General features: G+C 72.0%; 22 protein-coding genes and 1 pseudogene. 10 read left to right on the plus strand and 13 right to left on the minus strand.

All coding sequences use genetic code 11. The features are described from left to right. Positions 1-124 (minus strand): annotated as a pseudogene (locus CCN44_RS46275) (SigE family RNA polymerase sigma factor); the annotation flags it as partial. A gap of 240 nt (positions 125-364) precedes the next feature. Here CCN44_RS46275 and afsQ1 point away from each other — a divergent pair. The 5 genes from afsQ1 (at position 365) to CCN44_RS17775 (ending at position 4345) form a co-directional block, all read left to right on the plus strand. After that, positions 365-1042 (plus strand): two-component system response regulator AfsQ1, encoded by a 678-nt coding sequence (gene afsQ1 / locus CCN44_RS17755; RefSeq protein ID WP_106980762.1) that lies wholly within the window; start codon positions 365-367, stop codon positions 1040-1042. Next, complete coding sequence (locus CCN44_RS17760; RefSeq protein ID WP_167403999.1) at positions 1039-2664, plus strand: sensor histidine kinase; 1626 nt, start codon at positions 1039-1041, stop codon at positions 2662-2664. Before afsQ1 ends, CCN44_RS17760 begins: the two co-directional genes overlap by 4 nt. Then, entirely contained in the window at positions 2661-3263 is a 603-nt protein-coding gene (locus CCN44_RS17765; RefSeq protein WP_086698206.1) for a hypothetical protein, read from the plus strand. The genes CCN44_RS17760 and CCN44_RS17765 overlap by 4 nt, the downstream gene beginning before the upstream one ends. 207 nt (positions 3264-3470) lie before the next feature. Further along, a complete protein-coding gene (locus CCN44_RS17770) occupies positions 3471-4037 on the plus strand; it encodes a VanZ family protein (RefSeq protein WP_059252277.1) in 567 nt (188 codons plus the stop codon). 107 nt (positions 4038-4144) lie between these two features. After that, positions 4145-4345, plus strand: a complete 201-nt coding sequence (locus CCN44_RS17775) for a PspC domain-containing protein (protein ID WP_030641519.1) — start codon at positions 4145-4147, stop codon at positions 4343-4345. A gap of 73 nt (positions 4346-4418) precedes the next feature. Here the strand turns inward: CCN44_RS17775 and CCN44_RS17780 are convergent, their stop codons facing one another. Beyond that, entirely contained in the window at positions 4419-4802 is a 384-nt protein-coding gene (locus tag CCN44_RS17780; protein ID WP_059252276.1) for a hypothetical protein, read from the minus strand. 151 nt (positions 4803-4953) lie between these two features. Next, positions 4954-6117, minus strand: a complete 1164-nt coding sequence (locus tag CCN44_RS17785; RefSeq protein WP_086698207.1) for an adenosine deaminase — start codon at positions 6115-6117, stop codon at positions 4954-4956. A gap of 134 nt (positions 6118-6251) precedes the next feature. Between CCN44_RS17785 and CCN44_RS17790 the strand changes: the two genes are divergently transcribed. Continuing rightward, on the plus strand, positions 6252-7013 hold the full coding sequence (locus tag CCN44_RS17790; protein WP_167404000.1) for a dienelactone hydrolase family protein: 762 nt from the start codon (positions 6252-6254) through the stop codon (positions 7011-7013). Between the two features lie 24 nt (positions 7014-7037). Here CCN44_RS17790 and CCN44_RS17795 read toward each other — a convergent pair whose 3' ends face one another. Then, positions 7038-7649: a dihydrofolate reductase family protein gene (locus CCN44_RS17795; RefSeq protein ID WP_086698208.1), complete on the minus strand. Its 612-nt coding sequence runs from the start codon at positions 7647-7649 to the stop codon at positions 7038-7040. A 44-nt stretch (positions 7650-7693) separates the two neighbouring features. Continuing rightward, the gene (locus CCN44_RS17800) at positions 7694-8083 is read right to left on the minus strand and encodes a VOC family protein (protein ID WP_059252272.1); all 390 of its coding nucleotides are present in this window, start codon (positions 8081-8083) and stop codon (positions 7694-7696) included. Positions 8084-8208: 125 nt separating this feature from the next. On the opposite strand from CCN44_RS17800, the gene CCN44_RS17805 reads away from it, so the two are divergent. Continuing rightward, a complete protein-coding gene (locus CCN44_RS17805; protein WP_059252271.1) occupies positions 8209-8844 on the plus strand; it encodes a TetR/AcrR family transcriptional regulator in 636 nt (211 codons plus the stop codon). 68 nt (positions 8845-8912) lie between these two features. Here CCN44_RS17805 and CCN44_RS17810 read toward each other — a convergent pair whose 3' ends face one another. After that, positions 8913-9866, minus strand: a complete 954-nt coding sequence (locus tag CCN44_RS17810; RefSeq protein WP_086698209.1) for a LysR family transcriptional regulator — start codon at positions 9864-9866, stop codon at positions 8913-8915. A 63-nt stretch (positions 9867-9929) separates the two neighbouring features. Here CCN44_RS17810 and CCN44_RS17815 point away from each other — a divergent pair, with 63 nt between their 5' ends. Together CCN44_RS17815 and CCN44_RS17820 are read left to right on the plus strand one after the other, a co-directional pair. Further along, positions 9930-11216, plus strand: a complete 1287-nt coding sequence (locus tag CCN44_RS17815; protein ID WP_059252269.1) for an MFS transporter — start codon at positions 9930-9932, stop codon at positions 11214-11216. Between the two features lie 146 nt (positions 11217-11362). Next, complete coding sequence (locus CCN44_RS17820) at positions 11363-12376, plus strand: sigma-70 family RNA polymerase sigma factor (protein WP_086698210.1); 1014 nt, start codon at positions 11363-11365, stop codon at positions 12374-12376. Here the strand turns inward: CCN44_RS17820 and CCN44_RS17825 are convergent. Further along, positions 12260-12646 (minus strand): STAS domain-containing protein, encoded by a 387-nt coding sequence (locus CCN44_RS17825; RefSeq protein ID WP_143649830.1) that lies wholly within the window; start codon positions 12644-12646, stop codon positions 12260-12262. The two genes, CCN44_RS17820 and CCN44_RS17825, sit on opposite strands and share 117 nt — an antisense overlap. An 81-nt stretch (positions 12647-12727) precedes the next feature. Here CCN44_RS17825 and CCN44_RS17830 point away from each other — a divergent pair, with 81 nt between their 5' ends. Further along, positions 12728-13648 (plus strand): AEC family transporter, encoded by a 921-nt coding sequence (locus CCN44_RS17830; protein ID WP_086698211.1) that lies wholly within the window; start codon positions 12728-12730, stop codon positions 13646-13648. A gap of 8 nt (positions 13649-13656) precedes the next feature. On the opposite strand, the gene CCN44_RS17835 is transcribed toward CCN44_RS17830, so the two are convergent. The 6 genes from CCN44_RS17835 to CCN44_RS17860 form a co-directional block, all read right to left on the minus strand. Continuing rightward, the gene (locus CCN44_RS17835) at positions 13657-14250 is read right to left on the minus strand and encodes a Uma2 family endonuclease (protein ID WP_086698214.1); all 594 of its coding nucleotides are present in this window, start codon (positions 14248-14250) and stop codon (positions 13657-13659) included. Between the two features lie 95 nt (positions 14251-14345). Then, positions 14346-15629, minus strand: a complete 1284-nt coding sequence (locus CCN44_RS17840; protein WP_086698212.1) for a thymidine phosphorylase — start codon at positions 15627-15629, stop codon at positions 14346-14348. Positions 15630-15701: 72 nt separating this feature from the next. Further along, complete coding sequence (locus CCN44_RS17845) at positions 15702-16106, minus strand: cytidine deaminase (RefSeq protein WP_059252264.1); 405 nt, start codon at positions 16104-16106, stop codon at positions 15702-15704. Continuing rightward, on the minus strand, positions 16103-17389 hold the full coding sequence (locus CCN44_RS17850) for an ABC transporter permease (protein ID WP_059252263.1): 1287 nt from the start codon (positions 17387-17389) through the stop codon (positions 16103-16105). Before CCN44_RS17850 ends, CCN44_RS17845 begins: the two co-directional genes overlap by 4 nt. Continuing rightward, a complete protein-coding gene (locus CCN44_RS17855) occupies positions 17389-18516 on the minus strand; it encodes an ABC transporter permease (protein WP_059252262.1) in 1128 nt (375 codons plus the stop codon). The genes CCN44_RS17850 and CCN44_RS17855 overlap by 1 nt, the downstream gene beginning before the upstream one ends. Further along, positions 18513-20072 carry an ABC transporter ATP-binding protein gene (locus tag CCN44_RS17860; RefSeq protein ID WP_086698215.1) on the minus strand — a complete coding sequence of 520 codons (1560 nt, stop codon included), beginning with the start codon at positions 20070-20072 and terminating at the stop codon, positions 18513-18515. Before CCN44_RS17860 ends, CCN44_RS17855 begins: the two co-directional genes overlap by 4 nt. Between the last annotated feature and the right edge of the window lie 37 nt (positions 20073-20109).

Below are 20109 nucleotides of genomic sequence, written 5' to 3' on the forward strand. Positions count from 1 at the left end.
GCTGACGTCCGGTGCCGCGAGCGCACCCCCGCCCGCTCACGGCACCGGACTTCTCGGATCCCCGGTGCACGTCGTGCAGACGCGTGACCACTGCGCTGGTGCTGATGCTGTGCAGCGTGTTCATCTCGCGCTCCCCGTCGTGGACTTCCGGTGACTCGGTCTTGCCCGGGCCGGCTCGCTCCCCCGTCCGGCCCGTGACCAAAAGACTGCCGGGGCCACTTCATGGCCGTGTCTGCCGACTGTCACAGACCTGTCACAGGGGCCCCGCCCGGCGAGGTCACACGGCGCGCACAGGACGTGGCGCTGCGGAAGGCGTGGCGCCGGCAGGTCGTACGACACCCCGTCCATGGGCCAGAATGAGCCCGTGCCTTCCCTGTTGCTGATCGAGGACGACGACGCCATCCGTACGGCCCTGGAGCTCTCCCTGACGCGCCAGGGGCACCGGGTGGCCACCGCTGCCAGCGGCGAGGACGGTCTGAAGCTGCTGCGCGAGCAGCGGCCGGACCTGATCGTGCTGGACGTGATGCTGCCCGGCATCGACGGGTTCGAGGTGTGCCGGCGCATCCGGCGCACGGACCAGCTGCCGATCATCCTGCTGACCGCGCGCAGCGACGACATCGACGTCGTGGTCGGACTGGAGTCGGGGGCCGACGACTATGTCGTCAAGCCGGTGCAGGGCCGGGTGCTGGACGCCCGGATCCGGGCCGTGCTGCGGCGCGGCGAGCGCGAGTCCAGCGACTCGGCGACCTTCGGCAACCTCGTCATCGACCGGTCCGCGATGACCGTCACGAAGAACGGCGAGGACCTCCAGCTGACCCCGACCGAGCTGCGGCTGCTGCTGGAGCTGAGCCGGCGGCCCGGTCAGGCGCTGTCCCGGCAGCAGCTGCTGCGGCTGGTGTGGGAGCACGACTATCTCGGTGACTCGCGCCTGGTCGACGCGTGTGTGCAGCGGCTGCGCGCCAAGGTCGAGGACGTCCCGTCGTCCCCGACGCTGATCCGTACCGTCCGTGGTGTCGGCTACCGCCTGGACGCCCCTCAGTGACCGACGAGCAAGGGCGGCTGCGCGGCTGGGCCGCGGGGCGCAAGGGAAGTCTGTCGCGGCTCAGGTTCACCAGCCTGCGGCTGCGTCTGGTGCTGGTCTTCGGTCTGGTCGCGCTCACCGCCGCGGTGTCGGCGTCGGGCATCGCCTACTGGCTCAACCGGGAGGCGGTGCTCACCCGCGCCCAGGACGCGGTGCTGCGCGACTTCCGGCAGGAGATGCAGAACCGCGCCGGCGCGCTGCCGGAGCATCCGACGCAGGACCAGTTGCAGCGCGCCGCCGGCCAGATGGCCGCCAGCAGCCAGCGCTTCAGCGTGCTGCTGGTCGCCGAGGACGCCGGCGGCAAGACGGTGTACGGCAACTCGGGCGGGATCAACGGCTTCGCGCTGGAGGACGTGCCCGAGTCGCTGCGCGCGGCCGTGAACAAGCGGCAGAAGGTGACCGACTCCAACAAGGAGCCGTACCACCTGTACTGGCAGCGGGTCACGGACCACGGCACGCCGTACCTGGTCGCCGGTACGCGCGTCATCGGCGGCGGTCCGACGGGCTACATGGCGAAGTCCCTGGAACCGGAGGCCAAGGACCTCAACTCGCTGGCCTGGTCGCTGGGCATCGCCACCGGGCTCGCGCTGATCGGTGCCGCGCTGCTCGCGCAGGCCGCCGCCACGACCGTGCTGAAGCCGGTGCACCGGCTCGGCGTGGCCGCGCGACGGCTCGGCGAGGGCAGGCTGGACACCCGGCTGCGGGTCTCCGGCACCGACGAACTCGCCGATCTGTCCCGGACGTTCAACAACGCGGCCGAGGCGCTGGAGCAGCGGGTCGCGGAGATGGCCGCGCGGGACGAGGCGTCCCGCCGGTTCGTCGCCGACATGAGCCATGAACTCCGTACGCCGCTCACCGCCATCACCGCCGTCACGGAGGTGCTGGAGGAGGAGCTGGAGGCGGAGACCGGGAGCATGGACCCGATGATCGAGCCGGCCGTCCGGCTGGTGGTCAGCGAGACCCGGCGGCTGAACGACCTGGTCGAGAATCTGATGGAGGTCACCCGCTTCGACGCGGGCACCGCCCGGCTGGTCCTGGACGACGTCGACATCGCCGACCAGATCACCGCCTGCATCGACGCCCGCGCCTGGCTGGACGCGGTCGAGCTGGACGCCGAGCGCGGCATCCACGCCCGCCTCGACCCGCGCCGCCTGGACGTCATCCTCGCCAACCTGATCGGCAACGCGCTCAAGCACGGTGGCTCGCCGGTGCGGGTGTCGGTCCGGGAGACGGACGAGGAGGGCGCGGAGGGCGCGGAGGTGGTGATCCAGGTCCGCGACCACGGCCCGGGCATCCCGGAGGACGTCCTCCCGCACGTCTTCGACCGCTTCTACAAGGCGAGCGCCTCCCGGCCGAGGTCGGAGGGCAGCGGCCTCGGCCTCTCGATCGCCCTGGAGAACGCCCACATCCACGGCGGCGAGATCACCGCGGCCAACTCCCCGGAGGGCGGCGCGGTGTTCACGCTCCGGCTGCCCCGGGACGCCTCGCGGCTGACCGAGGAGGACGACGGGGACGCCAAGGACACCAAGACCGGCCGGGACGGCTCGGGAAAGCCGGGGAAGCCAGGAAAGGAGGGGTCATGACCGTACGACGGCTGCTGGCGCTGCCCCTCCTGGGCGCGCTGCTCACCGGCTGCGGCATCCGGGCCACGGAGGTGCCGACCGACTTCGGGCCGGCCCCGTCCCGGGTGCCGTGCTCGCTGGCCGGGCCCGACGCGTCCGCGCAGTCCGCGCACGGGCTGCCGGTGCAGGTCTTCCTGCTGTGCGGGGCGTCCCTGGTGGCCGTCGACCGGACCGTCCGGGTCCCGGAGGGCACCCCGGACGCCCGGCGCCGGGTGATAGTGGCACAGGGGCTGCTGGACCAGCTCGCCAAGTCGCCGTCCGCCGCGGAGCGCTCCGCCGGCTATACGACGTACGTGCCGGGCGGTCTCGGGGTGAGCGGGCCCCGCCCGAAGGACCCCGAGGACACGCTCCGGCTGAGCACGCCGCCCGCGCGCCTCACCTCCTACGCCCTGGCCCAGCTGGTGTGCACCCTGTCCGACTCGGCGGCGACGGAGGACGACGGCTCGGTCATCCTGGGCGGCCCCGACACCGCTCCCCTCCGCCGCTACGAGTGCACGGACGACCTGCGCGACCACCCGGGCAGCACCCAGCCACCGTCCACGGAGGTGACGGGCGCCTAGGGCCTGCCCGGCGGGATCCCGCCGTTGCGCCGCGGGCCGTGTGCCGGCCGCGGCCCGGTGGGGGCCGGCCGCGCAGTTCCCCGCGCCCCTTCGGGGGCCCGCCGCCGCGGGCAAGCGAAATCCCGCGAGGCCGGCATCGGTGCAGGGTGCCCGGCGAGAAACTTCCATGGCGGAACCAATCGCCCCCGCCCCCGCGTCTAGGGGGTCGTGCAGCGTCAAGGCTCCATCGGCGGCGGCAGCGCCGCGATCCGCATCCGTGTGACAGGGGGTGTCCTCCTCGTCGCACACCTGGCCCTCGTCGCCTGGCTGATGCTGCGCCCCCTGGACGTCCCCTGGGTGATGCCCCCGAATCTGCGGCCCCTGGCCGGCATCCGGGCCGATCTGGCGCTCGGCTGGCCGGGTGCCGCCAGACCGCTCGGCGAGGGGCTCGCGCTGCTCGCGCCGCTGGGCGTGCTGCTGCCGATGGCGCACGGCAGGCTCACCGTCTCCCCGCTCGCCTCCCTGTTCCGTACGGCCGCGGCCGGCGCCCTGATCTCGCTCGGCATCGCCCTGCTCCAGACCGGCGTGCCGGGCCGGGTCGTGGACGTCGACTCGCTGCTGCTGAACACGGCCGGTGTCGTCCTGGCCCACCTGGCCGTCGTACCGGCGGGCCGGGTCTGGCTGCGGCGCCGGGACGCGCGGGAACCCGGCGCGGCCGGGCCGGCCGTCACCGTCCAGGAGGAGCTGTCTCAGGGGCGTACCCCGACGATTCCCAGGGTCGGGATCGCCCCGTAGAGTGATGCTTCGTCCCGTTCGTCTCCGTACCGTGGAAGACAGTTGAGCGGTCCCACCGGGGATCGCCACCGGCTCGGGAGCGAGCCGACGACCACGGAGGAGCCGACATGACCGCCCTCGCCCGCCCCACCCACGGCCGCATGATCGGCGGCGTCTGCGCCGGACTGGCCCGCCGCTTCGGCACCTCGGCCACGACGATGCGGGTGATCTTCCTGGTGTCCTGCCTGCTGCCGGGACCGCAGTTCCTGCTCTACATAGCGCTGTGGCTGCTGCTGCCGTCCGAGGACAAGGCCCGTACGGCCTGGTGAGCCGCGCCCGCGCATGCCGCGGGGGCGCGTCCGGACGTACCGGAGCGCCCCGCGCGTCGTACGGAAGCCGGGCTCAGCCGACCGGGATCCCGTTGATCGGCACGCCGTGGGTGGGCAGGCCCTTCAGCGGCAGTCCGCCGAGCAGGCCGGAGACCGGCTTGGTCGGGCCTTCGGCGACGACGCTCTCGACCATGGGCTGCGCGGCGGACGCCCCCTTGCGGACGGCCGGCATGGCCGCGGCGACACCGCGCTTGGCCACCGGCTTGAGCGTCTTCACCGCGCCGCTGTCCGGCAGCGCCTCGATGACCTGCTCGGGCGGCAGCGTCCTGGTGACGGTGTCCAGCGTCTGGCCGGCGTCCGGGCTGGCCGGGGCCGCGCTCGCCACGCCCGCGCCGGCGGCGGCGAAAGCGGCGCCGAGGGCGGCGACACCGAGGGTCTTGGCAGCAGACTGCTTCATGGTGAATGCGTCCTTGCATGCGGAGACGGGAGATCACAAACGATCTGAGCGGTCCACGACCGTAAACATCCCGGACCTCCCGCCGCAAACACCGAAATGCGGACACCTTGTGAAAGTGCGTCCGCATTCCGGGCCGGGAAACCCTCGGCGACTATTCCCCGGAACCGGCAGATCCGCTGGTAGACGCGGCCTGCCGGAACAGCCATTCGGATTTCAGCTCGGCATATCCGGGCTTGATCACGTCATTGATCATCGCAAGTCGTTCATCGAAAGGAATGAACGCTGATTTCATCGCATTGACGGAGAACCACTGGAGGTCGTCGAGCGTGTACCCGAACGCCTCGACGAGATGCTCGAATTCCTGGCTCATGGTGGTGTGCGACATCAGCCGGTTGTCCGTGTTCACGGTGGCCCGGAAGTGCAGCCGGCGCAGCAGCCCGATGGGGTGCTCGGCGTAGGAGGGCGCGGCCCCCGTCTGCAGGTTGGAGCTGGGGCACAGCTCCAGCGGGATCCGCTTGTCCCGCACGTAGGAGGCGAGCCGGCCGAGCTTGACGGAGCCGTCCTCGCGGACCTCGATGTCGTCGATGATCCGCACCCCGTGGCCGAGCCGGTCGGCGCCGCACCACTGGAGCGCCTGCCAGATGGACGGCAGCCCGAACGCCTCGCCGGCGTGGATGGTGAAGTGGTTGTTCTCGCGCTTGAGGTACTCGAAGGCGTCCAGGTGCCGGGTGGGCGGGTAGCCGGCCTCGGCGCCCGCGATGTCGAAGCCGACCACGCCCGCGTCCCGGTAGCGGTTGGCGAGTTCGGCGATCTCCAGGGAGCGGGCCGCGTGCCGCATGGCGGTCAGCAGGGCGCCGACCCGGATCCGCCTGCCGTTCTCCCGGGCCAGCCGCTCGCCCTGCCGGAAGCCCTCGTTGACGGCCTCGACCACGTCCTCCAGGCTCAGCCCCCCGTCGAGGTGCTGCTCGGGCGCGTACCGCACCTCGGCGTAGACGACCCCGTCCTCGGCCAGGTCCTCGGCGCACTCCCGGGCGACCCGGACCAGGGCCTGCCGGGTCTGGAGCACGCCCACGGTGTGCCGGAAGGTCTCCAGATACCGCTCCAGCGAGCCGGAGTCGGCGGCCTCCTGGAACCAGATCCCCAGCTTGTCCGGATCGGTCTCGGGAAGTCCGGTGTAGCCGGTCTCCCGGGCGAGGTCGACGACGGTGCCCGGGCGGAGTCCGCCGTCGAGGTGATCGTGCAGCAGTACCTTGGGCGCCCGGCGGATCTGGTCCGCGGTGGGGGCGTTCCCGGCGGGTGCGATCTGGCTCGTCATTTCCGCACTCTAACGCCTACGCGCGTAGAGGTCCCGGTGTGCGCAGCAGCTGTTTTCCGGCACTTTTCCGTCGATACGCAACGGTGACCCCACGGACGGGTTTCGTACACCGCGCCTTCTGACACTGTTCTGTCATGGGACAGCAAGCGACGCCGGTGCGAACGGCCAGGCTGGGAAAGGCAGTCGGCCCGGCGCCGACGTCGGTGAGCGGAGCGGTGCTGCTGCTCCCCGGCGGGGAGGAGGTCTCCGCCCGCCGGCCGTCCCCCGTCCGGGTGATGACCCTGATCCGCTCCCTGGGCCGCGCGCTCGGGCGCGCGGGCCGCGCCGAGGGCCTGGCCGTGCACCCCGTCCACTACCGCTACCGCGGCTGGAACGGCAGCGAGGCGCATCCGGCGGCGGACGCCGAGTGGGCCGCCGACGAGATCGTACGACGCTACGGGGACGTCCCCGTGTGCCTGGTCGGCGTGGACATGGGCGGACGCGCGGCGCTCCGGGCCGGCGGCCACGAGGCCGTCAACTCCGTGGTGGCGCTGGCGCCCTGGCTGCCGGAGGAGGACGTCGCGGCGCCGGCCGAGCCGGTGAAGCAGCTGGTGGGGCGCCGGGTGCTGATCGCGCACGGCACGAACGACGAACGGACCGACCCCGAGCTGTCGTTCCGGTTCGCGGCGCGGGCGAAGAAGGTGAACCGGGAGGTGTGCCGGTTCGAAGTGCATTCCGACCGGCACGGGTTGCACGGGCACCGGGAGGAAGTGCTGTGCCTGACGGTGGATTTCGTGATGGGCGCGCTGTTCGGGCACTCCGTCTCCCGCCCGGTCGAGGACGCGCTGGCCGCCCCGCCGCCGATCGGCCTCCGGATGCCGTTGGCCGCGGGGTTCGGCAGGTCGTTGAAGCGGTAGGGGGCGGGGAGTCCGGCGGGTGCCTCAGCCTCGCGCCGCGGTGTCGGGCGCGCGCTGGTAGGTGAGGAAGAGAGCGCCGCTCTCCACCGCGGTGTGGTCGGTGAGCTGCCAGAGGCGGGGGTCGAAGGCCGCTTTGCGGGAGAACAGCGGTATGCCGTCGCCGAGGGTGAGGGGAGCGAGCTTGACGATCAGCCGGTCGATCTCCGGGTAGAGAGCGCCCGCCAGTTCCGCTCCGCCGAGCAGCCAGATGTCCTTGCCGTCCTCGCGCTTGAGTGCACGGACCTTGGCCACGGGATCGCCGGCGACGAGTTCCACGGCTGGAGCGGGCACCTGCGTGAGCGTGCGGGAGAAGACGAGGTGACGCAGGTGCGGATAGGCGTCCGGGACACCGGCCGCCAGGCCGATCTCGTAGCTCTTGCGGCCCTCCAGGACGGTGTCGAAATGGGTGCCCTCGGCCGTTACGCCCAGCGCCTCGCGGGCCCCGGCGGGCAGCGTCTCGGGATACATGGCGGCCAGTCGCCGGATGTAGTCCGGCGCGATCGGCCAGAAGCCGTCGGGGCCGGTGGGGTCCGAGCCGTCCGGCCCGGCGATGAAGCCGTCGAGGGTGGAGGCGACGTAGTACACGAGCTTGCGCATGGATTCCCTTCGCGGAGCGGCCTTCTTGTCTGCGGTGCCGGGGGTCACGCCGCGGGGGAGGCCCACTCCACGAACTGGACGACCACCCCGTTGGGGTCGGTGATCTGGAAGAGGCGCTCGCCCCACGGCTCCTCACGCAGCGGCATGGTGATCTCGACCCCCTCGGCCCGGAGCCTGTCCTCTTCGCGCTCGATGCCCCGGTCGAGGGTGAACGCGAGGATGAGCCCGCCGGCGCGCTGATCGCGCTGCTCGCTCGGCAGGATCTCCATGCCGCGGCGCAACAGGACGATGTCGGCCGCGGCGTCGGGACGGCTCAGCGAGGAGAAGCCGTCGGCGGCCATGCGCTCCTCGTAGCCGAGATGGGTGGTGAAGAAGGAGCGGGACGCGGCCACGTCGTCGACGGTGAGGGAGACGGTGGAGGCGGTGATCTGCATGCGGTTCCTTCGGTTCGGGGCGGAGGGGCGGAGGAGCGAGCACCTGAAACTTACGTCGGACGTAACATTAGGACAGGGATATCAGGGAGGTCAACATAAATTTACTACGAGGGTAAGATTGGTCCATGAGCCTAGAGAGCACAGGACTGCGCGAGTCCAAGAAGCGCGAGACCCGGCAGCTGATCTCCGACCACGCCACCCGCCTCTTCATGGCGCAGGGCTTCGAGTCGACGACCATCGCGGAGATCGCCGCCGCCGCCCGCGTCGCCAAGAAGACGGTGACCAACTACTTCCCGCGCAAGGAGGACATGGCCCTCGACCACCAGGACGCGTTCGTGGCGAGCCTGGCCGAGGCGGTGGCCGCCCGTGCCGCCGGGGAGTCCGCCCTCGGGGCGCTGCGCCGCACCTTCGAGGCCGGCGTCGCCGCCCAGGACCCGGTCATCGGCTTCGCCGGCCCGGACTTCTCCCGGATGATCCACGAGAGCCCGACGCTCTCGGCCTGCCTGCGCACGCTGCACGACCGGCGCGAGGGAGCACTCGCCGCCGCCCTCGCCGAGGCCACCGGCTCCTCCCCCGGGGACGTCACCGTGCGCACCGCCGCAGCCCTCCTCGCGGCGGTGCACCGCGTCCTGTTCCACCGCATCCAGGAACTGACCCTGGCCGGCCGCGCGAACGACGAGATCGCCGCAGTCGTCGCGGACGAGGCCGCCGACGCCTTCGGCCTCCTGGAACCGGCCCTCGGGCACTACGCCGTCGCATGAGCGCCGACGCCGGGGCACCGGGAGGACACCGGCCACCTCCTCCGTGACCGGCGGTGGCGCCACCCGCCTCAGGCAGGCAGCAGATTGCCCCTTCTCGACAGCAGGAACTTCTTGAAGGCGGCCACCGGCGGGGTGTCCGGGCGGTCGGCCAGCCAGGCCACGCCGATCTCGCGGACCGCTCGGGGGGCCGTGACCGTCAGTTCCACCACGCCCGGGCGCGGCACCGTGGGGGGTGGCAGGAGGGCCACGCCGAGGCCCGCCGCCACCAGGCCGCGCAGGGTTTCCGCCTCCTCGCCCTCGAAGGCGACGCGGGGCTTGAAACCGGCCTCGCGGCACAGGGCGTCGGTGATGCGGCGCAGGCCGTAGCCGGGCTCCAGGGTGACGAAGGTTTCCTCGGCGGCCTCGGCCAGGCGGATGCGGCGGCGGGCCGCCAGGCGGTGGTCGGCGGGGACGACCAGGCGGAGTTTCTGCTCGTCCAGGCGGCGGGCGACCAGGTCGGGGGCGTCGGGGACGGGCGAGGTCAGGCAGAGGTCCAGCTCGCCGGCCCGGAGCCGCTCCAGCATCGCCTCGCCGTAGTTCTGGACCAGGCTGAAGCGGATGCGCGGATGGTCGGCGCGGAAGGCGTGCAGCAGGCCGGGCACGGTCTCGGCGCCCATGGTGTGCAGGAAGCCGAAGGCGACCTTGCCGGTGGCCGGGTCGGCGTCCGCGCGGACCTCCTCGGCGGCGCGCTCCACCTCGGCGAGGGCCCGTTCGACGGAGGCGAGGAAGGTGCGGCCCGCGGTGGTCAGGGAGACGGTGCGGCCGTGCCGGGCGAACAGGTCGACGCCCAAATCCTGCTCCAGGCGGACCATCGCGCGGGACAGCGTGGACTGAGGGACGTTCATCTCCTGCGCGGCGCGCGTGACATGCTCCGTGCGGGCCACGCCGGCGAAGTAGGCGAGGCGGGGCGCGAGCAACAGCGCCATGTCTTCTGTGTCACCGGACGGTGACAGCCGCGGCTGTGACCTCTGCTGATGCACCATGGGAACGATTATGGCGATTCCATGCATTGGACGCATGAGCGAGATCGTCCGTACGGTCGAGGCATGTCTCCCGCCAGTACCGGGGCGCCCACCAGCGTGGGCGCCGTCTCGACCGTCCCTGCTTCCGACCCCGACACCCGGATGACCCCGGGCGGCCCCGGCTACCGCCGGATGAGCCTCGCCCTCTTCCTCGCCGGAGTCGCGACCTTCGCCCTCCTCTACTCCACCCAGGCCCTGCTGCCGCTGATCTCCGGGGAGTTCGGGGTCGCGGCGAGCGAGGCGAGCTGGACCGTGGCGGCGGCCACCGGCGGACTGGCCCTGTTCGTCCTGCCGATGAGCGCCCTGTCGGAGCGCTTCGGGCGCCGTACGGTGATGACGGCCTCGCTGGCCGTCGCCGTCACGGTCGGCATGCTGGTGCCCTTCGCTCCGTCGCTCGGCGCGCTGGTCGTGCTGCGCGGGGTGCAGGGCGCCGCGCTGGCCGGGCTGCCGGCCTCGGCGACCGCGTACCTGGCCGAGGAGGTACGGCCGAAGGCGCTGGTCACGGCGATCGGACTGTTCGTGGCCGGCAACAGCGTCGGCGGCATGAGCGGCCGGGTGATCACCGGCTGGGTCGCGCAGGAGTGGGGCTGGCGGGTCTCGGTGGGCGTGATCGGCGCGGTCGCGGTCGGGTGCGCGGTGGCGTTCCGGCTGCTGCTGCCGGCCCCGAAGCACTTCACGGCGGGTTCGCTGCGCCCGCGGGTGCTGCTCGGCACCGTCCGCGGTCACCTCTCCGACCCGCTGCTGCGCCGCCTGTACGCGATCGGCGCGCTGTTCATGACGGTGTTCGGCGGGGTCTACACGGTGATCGGGTACCGGCTGACGGAGGCCCCGTTCGGGCTGCCGCAGGGCATCGTGGGCTCGATCTTCCTGGTCTACCTGGTGGGGACGGTGTCCGCGTCCACGGCGGGGCGGCTGGTGGGCCGGTTGGGCCGCCGGGGCGCGCTGTACCTGGCGGGCGGTACGACGGCGGCGGGGCTGCTGCTGTCCCTGACCGCCTCCCTGCCGCTGGTCCTGCTGGGTCTGGTGCTGATCACGGCGGGCTTCTTCGCCGGGCACGCGGTGGCGTCGTCGGCGGTGAGCAAGACGGCCACGCACGGCCGGGCCCAGGCGTCGGCGCTGTACCAGTCCGCGTACTACATCGGTTCCAGCGTCGGCAGCACGGCGGGCGCGCTGGCCTTCCACGCGGGCGGCTGGACCGGCACGGTCGGCGTGGGCCTGCTCGCGGTGCTCGGCGTCGTCGCGATCACCGTCCTCGGGTCCAGGGCGGCCAGGGCGGCGGCCGGGGGCTCGCTGGTGACGAACGCCCGCTGAAGCGCACCACCCGAGTCAGCCGGCGCTCCACCCGCTCACCTGCACGTTTTCGTACTCGGCACGCCATTGTCAGTCCCCTGCGGTAGCTTCCGAGGTGCTGAGGTGCGAAGGCGCGCCACAGGGATGGCCACAGGGGTGGGTGGACGATGGGCAACAGCACGGCGACGCCGGATCTCGACGTCGCACTGGAGAAGCACCGGACCGAGCTGACCGGGTACTGCTACCGGATGCTCGGCTCCTCCTTCGAGGCCGAGGACGCGGTGCAGGACACCCTGGTGCGGGCCTGGCGGAGTTACGGCACGTTCGAGGGCCGTTCCAGCCTGCGCTCGTGGCTGTACCGGATCGCGACGAACGTGTGCCTGGACATGCTGACGGCGGGCAACAAGCGGGCGCGGCCGATGGACCTGACGGACTCGACGCCGCTCGCCCAGGCCGCGCTCTCCCCGCGCCCGGACAGCACCTGGCTGGAGCCGATGCCGGACGCGCGCGTGCTGCCGGCCGTGACGGACCCGGCGGAGGCGGCGGTCGCCAAGGAGTCGATCCGGCTCGCCTTCATGGCGGCCCTCCAGCAGCTGCCGCCCAAGCAGCGGGCGGTGCTGATCCTGCGCGAGGTGCTCGCGTGGAAGGCGAGCGAGGTGGCCGAGCTGCTGGGCACCACGGTCGCCTCGGTGAACAGCGCCTTGCAGCGGGCCCGGGCCACGCTCGCCGAGCGCGGGGACGCGGGCGCCGAGGGGGCGGTGTCCGACCCGCTCGACGAGGAGCAGCAGAAGCTGCTGGAGCGGTACGTCAAGGCGTTCGAGGGCTACGACATGACGGCGCTGACGGCGCTGCTGCACGAGGACGCCATCATGACGATGCCGCCGTTCGACCTGTGGCTGCGCGGCACCGCCGACATCACCGGCTTCATGACCACCATCGGTGCCTCCTGCGCCGGGTCCCGTCTGCTGCCGGTCCAGGCCAACGGCCTGCCGGGCTTCGCGCACTACAAGCCGGACCCGGAGAAGGGCGGGTTCAGCCCCTGGGCGGTGCAGGTGCTGGAGATCTCAGACGGCCGGATCACCGGTTTCCACTGCTTCCTCGACACCCAGCGGTGGTTCCCGCTCTTCGGCCTGCCCCTCCATCTGGAAGCGGAGTCCGACGAGGTCGAGCAGGGCGGGTAGCGCGGGGTCGGGGTCCCGCAGCCGGATCCGCCCGCCGGCCCGGCGGGCGGCCAGCTCCAGCCGGGCGAGCAGATCGACGGCCGCCAGCCCCGGCGGCCCGAGCCCGCCCACGTCACACACGACCACCCGGGCCCCACTTCCCTCCACCAGTGCCCGCACCTCGTCGCACAGCCCGGGGACCTCGTCACTTCGCACGGGCCCGGGCAGCACGAGCACGGCGGGGTTCTCGGCATCCACGTGCGGTAGACCGGCGGGGCGCGCGGAACTCATCGCGCCCCGGCGGGCCTTCCCCTGCCCGCTCGGCGGAGATCACATTGACCGGTTTCCCGCCCGCCCCGCAGGGTGGGCCCTGTGGCGGGGGTGCTGAGCGGGTTCGCGGTGATCGCGGTCGTCGTCGGGGTGGGCTATGTGCTCGGGCGGCGGGGGACGCTCGGCGAGCAGGGCGGCGAGGTGCTGACCCGGCTCGCCTTCACGCTGGCCGGGCCGGCGCTGCTGTTCACCACCCTGGCGCGTGCCGACCTCTCGGTGGTCTTCTCCAGCCGGCTGCTGGTGACGGCGCTGAGCACGGCGGCGGTGGGCGCGGTGTTCGTGGCGGCCGGCGTGGTACGGCGGTGGGGGGTGGGCCGTACGACGATCGGTGCGCTGTGCTCCGGTTACGTCAACTCGGGCAACCTCGGTATCCCGATCGCCGCGTATGTGCTGGGCGACGCGTCCCTGGTGGCGCCGGTACTGCTCTTCCAGGTCGTGCTGGTGACGCCGGTCGCGCTCACGGTGCTGGACCTGTCCGGCGCGGGCGGGAGGGGGACGGTGTGGCGGCGGCTGCTGACCCCGCTGCGGAATCCGATCGCCGTCGGGTCGCTGGCCGGGGTGGTGGTGTCGGCGGCGGGCCGGCCGCTGCCCGGTCCGCTCATGAACCCCCTGACCGTGATCGGTGACATGTCCGTCCCGGCGGCGCTGCTGGCGTTCGGCATGTCCCTGCACGGCAACCCGGTTCCCGGCCGGGGACCGGACAGCCGGCTGGTCCTGCTGTCCGTCGCCCTGAAGTCGCTGGGCCAGCCGCTGGTGGCCTGGATCCTGGCGAAGGCCGTCTTCGGCCTGCACGGCCCCGCCCTGCTGGGCGTGGTGGTGACCGCGGCCCTCCCCGGCGCCCAGAACCTCTTCACCTACGCCAGCCGCTACCGCGTGGCGGAGTCCCTGGCCCGCGAGTCGGTCCTGCTGTCGACGGTGGTCTCGGTGCCGGTGCTGGTGGGGGTGGCGGCGGTGCTGGGCTGAGCAAGAGGTCAGCTGAGCGGGAAAATGCCGGTGTCGAGGACGAGCTTGAACGGTGCGGGCAGCGTCAGCTCCTCGCCGTACTCCACCGAGGCCAGGACTCGGTAGGTGCCGCTATGTGGTTCCCCGTAGAGCGTCGCGGTCGGGCGCCCCGACTGCCATGCGTCCAGGAGAAGGTAGAGCGGCACACCCGCCACGGCGTATCCGTGGGCCTTCTTGATGCGATCGTGGTTCGCGTTGCTCCGGGACGTGACCTCGACGACCAGTTCGGCCTCGCCGGCGTACACGCGCCTGCCACGGCGCAAGGCAGCCCTCGGCACCACGCATAGGTCGGGAACGAACAAGCTACCCGTCTCCGGGCACGTGAGCCCGAGCGTCTGATAAATGCCCCAGTCGCAGCCAGAAGGCCTCGCGCCGTACAAGCGTTCGTGAAGCAGCTCCGCGGTGTCGTTGTGCTCTTCGGATGGCGGCGGCGACACGGTGACGACCCCTTCGATGATCTCCACCTTGCTGCCCTCGGGAGCGTCCGTCTCCTCCCAGACACGGACGATCTCGTCCCAGCCCGTTCCCCCCGGGGACTCGGGCTCGACGCTGAGTGCGCTCATGGCGGTCTCCCATCGGTGCGTCACCGATCCCAGCATGCCGAACGGGACCGGCGGAGGTCCACCGGTCCCGTTCACCCGAAAAGGGAAAGCCCAGGTCAGGCGATGCGTTCCAGGACCACCGGCGTGGCCTGGAAGTCCGTGCCGGGGGCCGCGATGTCGTACGAGCCCTCCACCGCCTGGAGCGCGTAGTCGAAACGCTCGGGGGTGTCGGTGTGCAGGGTCAGCAGGGGCTGGCCCTCGGTCACCGTGTCGCCCGGCTTGGCGTGCAGCTCGACGCCCGCCGCCGCCTGCACCGGGTCCTCCTTGCGGGCGCGGCCGGCGCCCAGGCGCCAGGCGGCGATGCCGATGTCGTAGGCGTCGAGGCGGGTGAGGACGCCGGAGGCGGACGCCTTCACCACGTGCTGCTCCTTCGAGGTGGGCAGCGCCGCGTCCGGGTCGCCGCCCTGCGCCGCGATCATCCGGCGCCACACGTCCATCGCCGAGCCGTCGGCCAGGGCCTTCGCCGGGTCGGCGTCCCTGATCCCGGCGGCCTCCAGCATCTCGCGGGCCAGGGCGATCGTCAGCTCCACGACGTCGGCCGGGCCGCCGCCCGCCAGGACCTCCACCGACTCGCGGACCTCCAGCGCGTTGCCGGCGGTGAGGCCGAGGGGGGTGGACATGTCGGTCAGCAGCGCGACCGTCTTCACGCCGTGGTCGGTGCCCAGGCCCACCATCGTGGAGGCCAGCTCGCGGGCGTCCTCGATCGTCTTCATGAAGGCGCCGGTGCCCACCTTGACGTCCAGGACGAGCGAGCCCGTGCCCTCGGCGATCTTCTTCGACATGATCGAGGAGGCGATCAGCGGGATCGCCTCCACCGTGCCGGTCACGTCCCGCAGCGCGTACAGCTTCTTGTCCGCGGGGGCCAGGCCGTCGCCCGCCGCGCAGATCACCGCGCCCGTGGTGTCCAGGACGTGCAGCATCTCCTCGTTGGAGAGCAGGGCGCGCCAGCCGGGGACGGACTCCAGCTTGTCCAGGGTGCCGCCGGTGTGGCCGAGGCCGCGGCCGGAGAGCTGGGGGACGGCCGCGCCGCAGGCCGCGACCAGCGGGGCCAGGGGCAGGGTGATCTTGTCGCCGACGCCGCCCGTGGAGTGCTTGTCGGCCGTGGGGCGGGACAGCGACGAGAAGTCCATGCGCTCGCCGGAGGCGATCATGGCGGCGGTCCAGCGGGCGATCTCGCGGCGGTTCATGCCGTTCAGCAGGATCGCCATGGCGAGCGCGGACATCTGCTCGTCGGCGACCTCGCCCCGGGTGTACGCGTCGATGACCCAGTCGATCTGCTCGTCGGTCAGCTCGCCGCGGTCCCGCTTGGTGCGGATGACGGAGATGGCGTCCATGGCCATGGCGGGTGGTTCCTTCCGGGAGGTGCGAAGGGTGCGGCCCCCCTGCGAGCGGGGCAGGGGGGCCGTACGGGATTACTGGGTGAGATGGTCCGGGCCGAAGGCCTGGGGCAGCATCTCGGAGAGCGGGAGGACGCCCGCGGGGGTGTCCAGCAGCAGGTCGGGACCGCCGAACTCGTAGAGCAGCTGGCGGCAGCGACCGCACGGGACCAGCAGGGCGCCGGTGCCGTCGACGCAGGTGAAGTGCGTCAGCCGGCCGCCGCCCGTGCGCTGCAGCTGGGAGACCAGGCCGCACTCGGCGCACAGGCCGAGGCCGTAGGAGGCGTTCTCCACGTTGCAGCCGGTGACCGTGCGGCCGTCGTCGACCCGGGCCGCCACGCCGACCGGGTAGCCCGAGTAGGGGGCGTAGGCGTGGGCCATGGCCTCCCGTGCCTCGGCCCGCAGCGCCTCCCAGTCGAAGGCGGCGGCTTCGCCGGTCACTTGCCCTGGCCCTTCCGGTACCGCATGCCGTCCGCCTTCGGCATCCGCAGGCGCTGCGCGGACAGCGACAGCACGAGCAGCGTGACGACGTACGGGGTGGCGCCCACGAAGTCGCTCGGGACCTCGTCGGTGAACAGGTACCAGACCAGCACCAGGACGGCCATGACGGCGCTGATCACGCCCTGCAGCATGGCCTTCTTGTACAGCTTCCAGCCGGCCAGCAGCGCGAGCAGGACGACCAGCACCAGGAGCAGGGCGTGGACCGTCGTACCGCCGCTGCGCAGCTGGAGGGCGTCGGAGTAGCCGAACAGGCCCGCGCCCATGGCCAGCCCGCCGGGACGCCAGTTGCCGAAGATCATGGCGGCGAGACCGATGTAGCCGCGGCCTCCGGTCTGGCCCTCCAGGTAGGTGTGCGAGGTGACCAGCGCCAGGAAGGCGCCACCGAGACCGGCGAGGCCGCCGGAGACGGCCACGGCCGCGTACTTGTACCGGTAGACGTTGACGCCGAGGGACTCCGCGGCGATCGGGTTCTCGCCGCAGGAGCGCAGCCGCAGCCCGAACGGGGTGCGCCACAGCAGCCACCAGCTGCCGACGAACAGCAGCACGGCGAGGATCGTCACCACGGACAGGTCGGTGATCAGGCCGCCGACGATGCCGGCGAGGTCGGAGACCAGGAACCAGTGGTGCTTCTCGATGGAGGTCAGGCCGTCGGAGAGGCCGGGGATCGTGACGTCCGGCAGCGACTCCGCGGGCGGGGACTGCTTGGGGTTGCCGCCCGCCTCCGCGGCCGAGCCCTCGGCGAAGAACAGCTTGGCGAGGTACTGGGTGGCGCCGAGCGCGAGCAGGTTGACGGCGACACCGGAGACGATGTGGTCGACGCCGAAGGTGACGGTGGCGACGGCGTGCACCAGGCCGCCGAGGACGCCGAAGCCGACGCCGCACAGCAGGCCGAGCCAGGGGCTGGACTGCCAGCCGATCCAGCCGGCGCCGAAGGTGCCGAGGATCATCATGCCTTCGAGGCCGATGTTGACCACGCCGGCCCGCTCGGACCACAGGCCGGCCAGGCCGGCGAGGCCGATCGGCACGGCGAGGCCGAGCGCGGCGCCGACCTGGCCGGAGGAGTCGAGCTGATGGGCGCCGGTGATCATGCGGACCGCGGACAGCAGCAGCAGCGCACCCGCGACGATCATGAGCGTCATGCCCAGGGAGCGGCCGGAGCGCTGGGGGGCGCCCGCCGCCTTGGGGGCCGCCGGCGGCGGCGCGTCGGTCATCGTGGCAGTCATCACGCCACCTCCTGCTTCTTCGTCGCGGCGGCGGCCTGCGCGGCGAGTTCGGCGCCGACCTTCTGCTGCTGGCGCTTCATGCCGTACCGGCGTACGACCTCGTAGGCGATGACGACGCACAGCACGATGACGCCCTGGATGACGCCGAGGATTTCCTTGTCGTAGCCCTGGAATTCCAGGTGGTTGGTGGTGCGCTCCAGGAAGCCCCAGAGCAGGGCGCCGAGCGCGATGCCGATCGGGTGGTTGCGGCCGAGCAGCGCGATGGCGATGCCGGTGAAGCCGATGCCGGCCGGGAAGTCGTTGCTGAACTGGTGGCTGTCGTTCAGCAGGGTCGGCATGCCGATCAGACCGGCCACCGCGCCGGAGATGATCATGCTGGTGGCGACCATCTTCTTCACCGAGACACCGCTGGCGCCGGCCGCGCTCTCGGACTGGCCGACGGTGCGCAGGTCGAAGCCGAAGCGGGTGCGGCCGAGCACGAACCAGTACGCGACGCCGACGAGGGCGGCGATGACGATGAAGCCCCACAGCTCACCGGCCGGGCCGGTGTCGAAGCTGAAGAAGTGCGAGGACGCGGGCAGCGGCTTGGTGGAGACGAGGGTGCCGGCCTGGTCGAGCTGGCCCAGCTTTCCGGGCTGGAGCAGGTAGGCGATGATCGCGGTGGCGATCGAGTTCAGCATGATGGTCGCGATGACCTCGCTGACGCCCCGGGTCACCTTGAGGACGCCCGCGATGGCCGCCCACAGGGCACCGGTCGCCATGGCGCAGATCATGATCAGCGGGATGGCGAGCCAGCCGGGCACGGTGAGCGCCCCGCCGAGGACGGCGGCGATGAACGCGGCGAGCCGGTACTGGCCGTCGACGCCGATGTTGAACAGGTTCATGCGGAAGCCGACGGCCACCGCGACGCCCGCGAGGTAGTACGTCGTCGCCTTGTTCAGGATGTAGACCTGGCTGTCGCTGGCGAAGCCGTAGGTCACCATGTCGTTGAAGGCGTAGCCGGGGTTCTTGCCGGTCGCGAGGATCACCAGGGTGGTGACGACGAGCGCGGCGACGATCGCCAGCAGCGGCGCGGCGATGCCGAGGAGCAGCCGCTCCTTGTCGATGCGTTGGGTCAGCTTGTTCATCGCTCGTCGTCCTCTGTGTGCTCCAGGTGGCCGGTGGCCGCACCCGTCATGGCGGAGCCCAGCTCTTCGGGGGTGATCGTGGCGGGGTCGGCGTCGGCGACCAGTCGGCCGCGGTACATCACCCGCAGGGTGTCGGAGAGCCCGATCAGCTCGTCCAGGTCGGCGGAGATCAGCAGCACGGCCAGGCCCTCGCGGCGGGCCTCGCGGATGTAGTCCCAGATGGCCGCCTGCGCGCCGACGTCCACACCGCGGGTGGGGTGGGCCGCGATGAGCAGCTTGGGGTTGTGGCTCATCTCCCGGCCGACGATCAGCTTCTGCTGGTTGCCGCCGGACAGCGAGGCGGCGGTGACGTCGATGCCGGGGGTGCGGACGTCGTAGGCCTCGACGATCCGCTGGGTGTCGGCGCGGGCCGCCTTGGGGTCGAGCAGTCCGCCGCGCGAGTTGGGCTTCTCGGTGACGTGGCCGAGGATGCGGTTCTCCCACAGCGGTGCTTCCAGCAGCAGGCCGTGGCGGTGGCGGTCCTCGGGGATGTAGCCGATGCCGGACTCGCGGCGCCGGCGGGTCGGGGCGTGGGAGATGTCGGTGCCGTCGAGGCTGATGACGCCGGCGTCCGGGTGGCGCATGCCCATGATCGCCTCGACCAGCTCGGACTGGCCGTTGCCCTCCACACCGGCGATGCCGAGGACCTCGCCCTTGTGGATGGTGAAGCTGATCTCGTCCAGGATGATCCGCTCGACGCCGTCGAGGTCGGTCTGCGTGAGGTGCAGGCCGTCCACCGTCAGCATCGGGACGTCCGTGACCGTGGACTCCTGGGTCTCCGGGGTGGGCAGTTCGCTGCCGACCATCAGCTCGGCGAGCTGCTTCGGGGTGGTCTTGCGCGGGTCGGCGGTGCCGACGGTGGTGCCGCGCCGGATGACGGTGATCTCGTCGGCGACGGAGAGCACCTCGCCCAGCTTGTGCGAGATGAAGATGACGGTGAGGCCCTCGGCCTTGAGTTCGCGCAGGTTGTCGAAGAGGGCGTCGACCTCCTGCGGCACGAGGACGGCGGTGGGCTCGTCCAGGATGAGGGTCTTGGCGCCGCGGTAGAGGACCTTGAGGATCTCCACGCGCTGGCGGTCGGCGACGCCGAGTTCCTCCACCAGGGCGTCGGGGCGGACGCCCAGGCCGTAGGCGTCGGAGATCTCCGTGATCTTGGCGCGTGCCTTGCCCCCGATGCCGTACAGCTTCTCCGCGCCGAGAACGACGTTCTCCAGGACGGTGAGGTTGTCGGCGAGCATGAAGTGCTGGTGCACCATGCCGATGCCGCGGGCGATGGCGTCGCCGGGGTTGTGGAAGACGACCTGTTCGCCACCCACGGTGATGGTGCCCTCGTCCGGCTGCTGCATGCCGTAGAGGATCTTCATCAGGGTGGACTTGCCGGCGCCGTTCTCGCCGCACAGGGCGTGGACGGTGCCCGTCCGGACCGTGATGTCGATGTCGCGGTTGGCGACGACGCCGGGGAAACGCTTGGTGATGCCGCGCAGTTCGACGGCAGCGGGAGGGCTGGACGCGTTGATGGCGCACTCTCCTCGGGGAAAGGGGCTGCGGGGAGGG

The organism is Streptomyces tricolor (assembly GCF_002155905.1).
Lineage (GTDB): Bacteria > Actinomycetota > Actinomycetes > Streptomycetales > Streptomycetaceae > Streptomyces > Streptomyces tricolor.

Excerpts from the sequence above, each read along its gene's own strand:
- CCN44_RS17780 (WP_059252276.1), bottom strand. The coding sequence starts at position 4,802 with ATGAAGCAGTCTGCTGCCAAGACCCTCGGTGTCGCCGCCCTCGGCGCC.
- CCN44_RS17805 (WP_059252271.1), top strand. The coding sequence starts at position 8,209 with ATGAGCCTAGAGAGCACAGGACTGCGCGAGTCCAAGAAGCGCGAGACC.
- CCN44_RS17815 (WP_059252269.1), top strand. The coding sequence starts at position 9,930 with ATGTCTCCCGCCAGTACCGGGGCGCCCACCAGCGTGGGCGCCGTCTCG.
- CCN44_RS17825 (WP_143649830.1), bottom strand. The coding sequence starts at position 12,646 with ATGAGTTCCGCGCGCCCCGCCGGTCTACCGCACGTGGATGCCGAGAAC.
- CCN44_RS17765 (WP_086698206.1), top strand. The coding sequence starts at position 2,661 with ATGACCGTACGACGGCTGCTGGCGCTGCCCCTCCTGGGCGCGCTGCTC.
- CCN44_RS17855 (WP_059252262.1), bottom strand. The coding sequence starts at position 18,516 with ATGAACAAGCTGACCCAACGCATCGACAAGGAGCGGCTGCTCCTCGGC.
- CCN44_RS17800 (WP_059252272.1), bottom strand. The coding sequence starts at position 8,083 with ATGCAGATCACCGCCTCCACCGTCTCCCTCACCGTCGACGACGTGGCC.
- CCN44_RS17840 (WP_086698212.1), bottom strand. The coding sequence starts at position 15,629 with ATGGCCATGGACGCCATCTCCGTCATCCGCACCAAGCGGGACCGCGGC.
- CCN44_RS17850 (WP_059252263.1), bottom strand. The coding sequence starts at position 17,389 with ATGACTGCCACGATGACCGACGCGCCGCCGCCGGCGGCCCCCAAGGCG.
- CCN44_RS17790 (WP_167404000.1), top strand. The coding sequence starts at position 6,252 with ATGGGACAGCAAGCGACGCCGGTGCGAACGGCCAGGCTGGGAAAGGCA.
- CCN44_RS17820 (WP_086698210.1), top strand. The coding sequence starts at position 11,363 with ATGGGCAACAGCACGGCGACGCCGGATCTCGACGTCGCACTGGAGAAG.
- CCN44_RS17795 (WP_086698208.1), bottom strand. The coding sequence starts at position 7,649 with ATGCGCAAGCTCGTGTACTACGTCGCCTCCACCCTCGACGGCTTCATC.
- CCN44_RS17835 (WP_086698214.1), bottom strand. The coding sequence starts at position 14,250 with ATGAGCGCACTCAGCGTCGAGCCCGAGTCCCCGGGGGGAACGGGCTGG.
- CCN44_RS17810 (WP_086698209.1), bottom strand. The coding sequence starts at position 9,866 with ATGGTGCATCAGCAGAGGTCACAGCCGCGGCTGTCACCGTCCGGTGAC.
- CCN44_RS17775 (WP_030641519.1), top strand. The coding sequence starts at position 4,145 with ATGACCGCCCTCGCCCGCCCCACCCACGGCCGCATGATCGGCGGCGTC.
- CCN44_RS17785 (WP_086698207.1), bottom strand. The coding sequence starts at position 6,117 with ATGACGAGCCAGATCGCACCCGCCGGGAACGCCCCCACCGCGGACCAG.